This window comes from Bradyrhizobium sp. (genome assembly GCF_049581145.1).
GTDB lineage: Bacteria > Pseudomonadota > Alphaproteobacteria > Rhizobiales > Xanthobacteraceae > Bradyrhizobium.
Genome location: NZ_JBAURI010000885.1, coordinates 1 through 5,197, shown reverse-complemented (window position 1 = coordinate 5,197; position 5,197 = coordinate 1). Strand labels below are relative to the sequence as shown.

The following is a 5,197-nucleotide window of genomic DNA, read 5'->3' as shown; positions in this document are numbered from 1 at the left end:
TCCGCGGCGATCGCGGCCCGCGCCGCCCACGTGACGAAGTCGAAGTGGCGGAAGAGGAGTAAGAGCAATGGCTGAAGCTGGTGCACGCCGTCCGTTTTTTCGTCGCCGCAAGACCTGCCCGTTCACGGGTCCGAATGCGCCGAAGATCGACTACAAGGATTCCAAGCTGTTGATGCGCTACGTGTCCGAGCGCGGCAAGATCGTGCCGAGCCGCATCACGGCCGTCTCCGCCAAGAAGCAGCGCGAGCTCGCGCGCGCGATCAAGCGCGCGCGGTTCCTGGGCCTGCTGCCCTATGTGATCCGGTAACAACTGATGCTCCGGTCGGCGCCGTTTGGCCGCCGGCCGGATTTCGAATTCATAAGGCTTCCGGATCGTCCGGTTGCCGATGGTTGGGGCCGATGCCTCTAACCGCTCGAAAGGGGCGGGACAGCTGATGATGGCGATTATTTTCATAGCCCTGGCCGCCGGCGCTGCGTCGGCATTGATGTTCACCTCGATCATTTCGGGCGAACTGATATCGCTTTTGCTGATGTATCTGGCGCCGCTGCCGCTCATGGTGGCGGCCATGGGATGGGGCTCGCCGTGCGCCGTAAGCGGCGGCGCCGCGGCCGCCGTCGGTATTACCCTGATCTTCGGTCTTCCCCATGGCCTGGCCTATGCCGTCGCCGTGGCGCTACCCGCCTGGTGGCTCGGCCATCTGGCCTTGCTCGGCCGGCCGCTGGTCGGCTACGCTCCACCAGGTGCGGCGGACTCAATGGCGGTCGCGCCAGCGCTCGAATGGTATCCGGTCGGGCGCATCCTGGCCTGGATCTCGGGCTTTGCCGCCTTGACCACCTTTGCTGCGCTGCTGACCCTCGGAACCGACGCCGCGACCATCACCGCTACGCTGCATCGTGGCGTGCTACGCGCCTTCAGCCTGCACGATCTGCAGCCCACCGGCGAGGTCGAACAAGTGGTCGACGCGCTGGTCATGATCGCGCCATTTGCGGCGTCCGTCGTTGCGGTGCCGACGCTGGCTTTGAATCTCTGGCTTGCTGCAAAAGTCACCAAGACGTCGGGCCGCCTGCGCCGTCCCTGGCCGGACCTGCGGGCCACCACATTGCCGCCGATGACGCTGGTCGGATTATGCGTGGCGATCGCATTCTGCTTCGCCGGCGGCCTTGCCACCATTGTCGCCGAGGTCGCCACTGCAGCTTTGCTGATGGCCTATGCGCTGACCGGATTCGCGGTGCTCCATACGCTGACGCAGACGATGAAAAGCCGCGCCTTATGGCTCGGCTCGGCTTACGCCATCGTGGTCATTTTCACCTGGCCGGTGCTCGCGTTGGTCCTGCTCGGGTTGGCCGACGCCGTATTCGGCCTCCGTCAGCGCTATCTGCGCAAGCGGCCGCCACCTCTGCCGGTGTCCTGAACACCAACCCGTCAATCCACATTCAGGTCGAACGCATCACTCAAGGAGAACGAATATGGAAGTCATTTTGCTGGAACGTGTCGCCAAGCTCGGCCAGATGGGCGAAGTGGTGAAGGTAAAGGATGGTTTTGCGCGCAATTTTCTCCTGAAGCGCAAGAAGGCCTTGCGCGCGACCGCAGAAAATCGCGCCAAATACGATGGCATGAAGGCGGAGCTCGAGGCCAACAACCTTCAGTCCAAGTCCGAAGCCAGCAAGGTCGCCGAGAAGATCGACGGCGTCGACATCGTGATCATCCGTCAGGCTTCGGAGAGCGGCCAGCTGTTCGGCTCGGTCTCGGTGCGTGACATCGTCACGGGATTGGCCAGCGAAGGCGTCACCGTCAGCCGGCCCCAGGTCTGGCTCGATGCGCCGATCAAGACGATCGGCCAACAGAAGGTGACGATCGCCGTCCATCCCGAAGTCGAGGCCATTATCACGGTGACGGTCGCCCGCAGCGCCGACGAAGCCGAGCGTATCAAGCGCGGCGAGGACATCTCGAGCCGTCGGGAAGATCAGGACGCCGCCGCCGAGGCGCTGGCCGCCGCCGGCGAGTTCTTCGATCCGGAAGCCGAGCCCGAGGAGGCGCCGCCGGCGGAAGCCACGCCCGAGAGGTAATTTCGGCAATCTCGACCTGAAGCCCGGCCGCTCGATGCCGGGCCTGCCGCCCGTGGGCAGGATGCCCCGGGCGCCCCAGCCCAGTCGCTCGCTGAGCGACAGGCGCGACGGCGGCGTCAAATATGTTCCGCCGTCAGCCCGAGCAGGCTCCCCGGTTTCGGCCGATTATTGCGAGATCGGAGGAACTGGTGGTCCGGCAGGCGCTGACGGCTGCGGTGCGGGCGCCGCTGCCGTCACTGCCGGTGGCGGCGAAGCCACGAGTGGCGGAGGACTTGCTGCCGGTTCCGATCCGCTACCGGAACTCGGGGCGGACATCGAGGAAGAAGCCGCATCGACCGCAGGTGCCGGCGTCACGGGAGCAGTCGGATCCGGCCGTAGAGTTCCGGTTTCCCTCGGTGGCTCGATCGTGGCGGATTGAGATGGTTCGTCGGTGGCAGGCTTGGTGGCCTCAGGCCTGGTGGCCTCGGGCTTGGGTGATTGGGGTTCGGGTGATTCCGGCTTGGCTGCTTCCGGCTTGTCGGCGTCAACCTTGGCGGAGTCGCTCCTCGGCAACACGCTGGCGGCCGGCTCCTCGCTCCTCGGCGGCTCCTTGGGCGCCGTATCGGCGCCCGGCCTGCTGCGCTTGGCCAGCTTCTGCTTCGCCGACAATTTGCGGCCGTCGCGTCCACGCAGACCCGCGGCCTGAGCCGGAAGACCATCGCCCACCTCGGGCTTTGCAACCTCTGCCGGGGCTTCTGCCGGTCGCGCCAGTCGCTTGCGGGCGGGACGTTCAATTTCGTCGTCCGACCGCGCGGGCTTGACCTCGTCGGCCGGCGCATCAGCTTCGGCACTCGGCGCGGGATGCAGCCTGTGCCCGAATCGATCTCGTTGTCCGGGTCTTGCTTCCGGTTTCGCCTCTAAATTTGCTTCCGATTTCGCTTCCTTGGCGCCGTCTTTGCCGCCCTTGTCCTTGCCGTCCTTGACTTGTTCCTTGGCCTGGCCGGCGCCCAGCCGCGTGTCGGTCGCGCCGTTCGAGGTGAGATAGGAGGAGAGCACCCCGGCCATCTCGGGACTGGTCGTATAGTGCTGGCGCAGGAAACCCGGCAACGATCCCGCCGCCACCGTCTTCAACAGGCCGCGCGGGCTCTTGTGGCAGGCCGTGCAGGTCCCCGCGAAAATCTGCGAAGGGCTCTTGCCGGCCTCGAGGTTCTCTTGCGCGCGCGCCAGACCTGCGGTGCAACAACCGATCAGAAGCGTCACCGCCGCTAAACTGAGCGCTCGGCTCAACATTCTTGTTCTCCTGCGGAAATCGCCTGCGCCTGCAGTGTGGCCCGGCACGCGTCCCCAGTGCCGATGGCGTGACCTTTTAGCCGATTATCACGCGAATGGAAGCACGCACACTCGCGCAACTGCGTGAACGCGGTATTTTGGAATATCGGCTGTGTCCACAATGCAATAGCGGACCGGGGGCGGAGTGGATAACTTGTAACCTAAGATGCATAGGAACCAATTCGTTCCAGATGCGTCGACGGGACGGCCGGGTAAATCTTCATCTCGCGGGACGGATCCTTGCGGTGATATCGATGGACCTTTTGTTGCGTGGTTTACTGAGTAAGTTTATTCGCCGCGGTTCTATGACGTTCACGACCGCCAGCGGCGCCAAGTTCACCTGCGGCGATGGTACCGGTAAGCCGGTTTTCGCCCGGTTCGTCACAACCAGGGCCGAACGCAGGATCCTGCTGAACCCTGAGCTTGCGCTGGGCGAGGCCTATATGGACGGCGAGTTCGTGATCGATCAGGGCTCGATCGCGGACGCGCTGGCGATCCTGATGAACCAGCCTGACGTGCTGCCGGGCTGGGCCAAGGTGCGCTGGTGGCTGCGCTATTTCGTCAGGCACATCGGCCAGTTCAATCCGCGCGGCCGAGCGCGAAACAACGTCGCGCACCATTATGATCTCGACGGGCGCCTCTATTCGCTGTTTTTGGATGCCGACAAGCAATATAGCTGCGCTTATTTTGAAACTCCCGATACCAGTCTCGACGATGCCCAGCTCGCCAAAAAACGGCATCTCGGCGCGAAGCTGCTGGTCGATCACGGCGACCGCGTGCTCGATATCGGATCGGGATGGGGCGGCCTCGGTCTCTATCTTGCCGAAATCGCCGGCGCCGATGTCACCGGCGTGACGCTGTCGACCGAACAATTGCAGGTGGCGAACGCCCGCGCGGCGGAAAAGAACCTGACGCAGTCCGCGAAATTCCTGCTCGAGGACTATCGCGACGTAACCGGCGCGTTCGACCGCATCGTATCGGTCGGCATGTTCGAGCATGTCGGGGTCGCCTTCTATGAGACCTTCTTCAGGCGATGCGCCGAGCTCCTCACCGACGACGGCGTGATGTTGCTGCATTCGATCGGCCGCTCGGAAGGTCCCGACGCGACCAATCCCTGGATTGCGAAATACATCTTCCCTGGCGGCTACATCCCATCGTTGTCGGAGGTGATGGCCGCGATCGAACGCGCCGGCCTTCTGGTGTGCGACGTCGAAATCCTGAGGCTGCATTATGCCGAAACTCTGAAGGCCTGGCGCGAGCGCTTCATGGCGCGGCGCGAGGAGGCCGTGCAGCTGTACGACGAGCGCTTCGCGCGGATGTGGGAGTTCTATTTGGCCGCTTCCGAAATGTCATTTCGCAAGCAGAACCTGATGAATTTCCAGATTCAGCTGACCAAGCGCCAGGGCGTGGTGCCGATGACGCGGGACTACGTTCCGCAGGAAGAAGCCAAACTGCGAGCCCGGGAACAGCGCACCAAGCCGCGGCTGAAGATGGCCGGCGAATAGCCCCGATTAGAGCGGGTGCGGAGCGGATCGGGATTGCACTGCGGGACGCTAGCGGTGCCGGTCGCGCAAGGGCAATTTGAGTTGCGCCAGAATCGGAGCGTCGCGTCGTGGGCATCCACGGCGTATCGCAAAGGCTTCGTCGCGCAGTCGTCGCGCGCCGCCCCACTCAAGAGACATGCCGAGACCGCGGCTAGGGCCTGTCTTCAGTTGAGCAAGATCATGGCAGAAGCGAGCTGGACGCCGGCCAGGAATATTTTGGCGAGCTTGTCGTAGCGGGTCGCGATGGCTCGAAAATGCTTGAGTTTGTTGAAGAAGCG

The 5,197-nt window shown here is 63.8% G+C and carries 5 protein-coding genes and 1 pseudogene; 4 read left to right on the top strand and 2 right to left on the bottom strand.

Annotation, left to right across the window (positions count from 1 at the left end):
* Positions 1-67 precede the first annotated feature (67 nt).
* The 3 genes from rpsR to rplI all read left to right on the top strand — a co-directional run bounded on the left by rpsR (position 68) and on the right by rplI (position 2,067).
* Positions 68-307 (top strand): 30S ribosomal protein S18, encoded by a 240-nt coding sequence (gene rpsR, locus WCB02_RS28910; protein WP_011441353.1) that lies wholly within the window; start codon positions 68-70, stop codon positions 305-307.
* A gap of 127 nt (positions 308-434) precedes the next feature.
* The gene (locus WCB02_RS28905) at positions 435-1,412 is read left to right on the top strand and encodes a DUF2232 domain-containing protein (RefSeq protein ID WP_423963165.1); all 978 of its coding nucleotides are present in this window, start codon (positions 435-437) and stop codon (positions 1,410-1,412) included.
* Positions 1,413-1,467: 55 nt separating this feature from the next.
* Positions 1,468-2,067, top strand: coding sequence for a 50S ribosomal protein L9 (gene rplI / locus WCB02_RS28900; protein ID WP_423963164.1), 600 nt, complete (start codon positions 1,468-1,470; stop codon positions 2,065-2,067).
* A 165-nt stretch (positions 2,068-2,232) separates the two neighbouring features.
* Here the strand turns inward: rplI and WCB02_RS28895 are convergent, their stop codons facing one another.
* A complete protein-coding gene (locus WCB02_RS28895) occupies positions 2,233-3,336 on the bottom strand; it encodes a hypothetical protein (protein WP_423963163.1) in 1,104 nt (367 codons plus the stop codon).
* 293 nt (positions 3,337-3,629) lie between these two features.
* Between WCB02_RS28895 and WCB02_RS28890 the strand changes: the two genes are divergently transcribed.
* Positions 3,630-4,880 (top strand): class I SAM-dependent methyltransferase, encoded by a 1,251-nt coding sequence (locus WCB02_RS28890; RefSeq protein ID WP_423963162.1) that lies wholly within the window; start codon positions 3,630-3,632, stop codon positions 4,878-4,880.
* A gap of 203 nt (positions 4,881-5,083) precedes the next feature.
* Here WCB02_RS28890 and WCB02_RS28885 read toward each other — a convergent pair.
* Positions 5,084-5,197 (bottom strand): annotated as a pseudogene (locus tag WCB02_RS28885) (IS5/IS1182 family transposase); the annotation flags it as partial.

Coding starts and splice junctions, on each gene's coding strand:
- rpsR (WP_011441353.1), top strand. CDS start 68: ATGGCTGAAGCTGGTGCACGCCGTCCGTTTTTTCGTCGCCGCAAGACC.
- WCB02_RS28905 (WP_423963165.1), top strand. CDS start 435: ATGATGGCGATTATTTTCATAGCCCTGGCCGCCGGCGCTGCGTCGGCA.
- rplI (WP_423963164.1), top strand. CDS start 1,468: ATGGAAGTCATTTTGCTGGAACGTGTCGCCAAGCTCGGCCAGATGGGC.
- WCB02_RS28895 (WP_423963163.1), bottom strand. CDS start 3,336: ATGTTGAGCCGAGCGCTCAGTTTAGCGGCGGTGACGCTTCTGATCGGT.
- WCB02_RS28890 (WP_423963162.1), top strand. CDS start 3,630: ATGGACCTTTTGTTGCGTGGTTTACTGAGTAAGTTTATTCGCCGCGGT.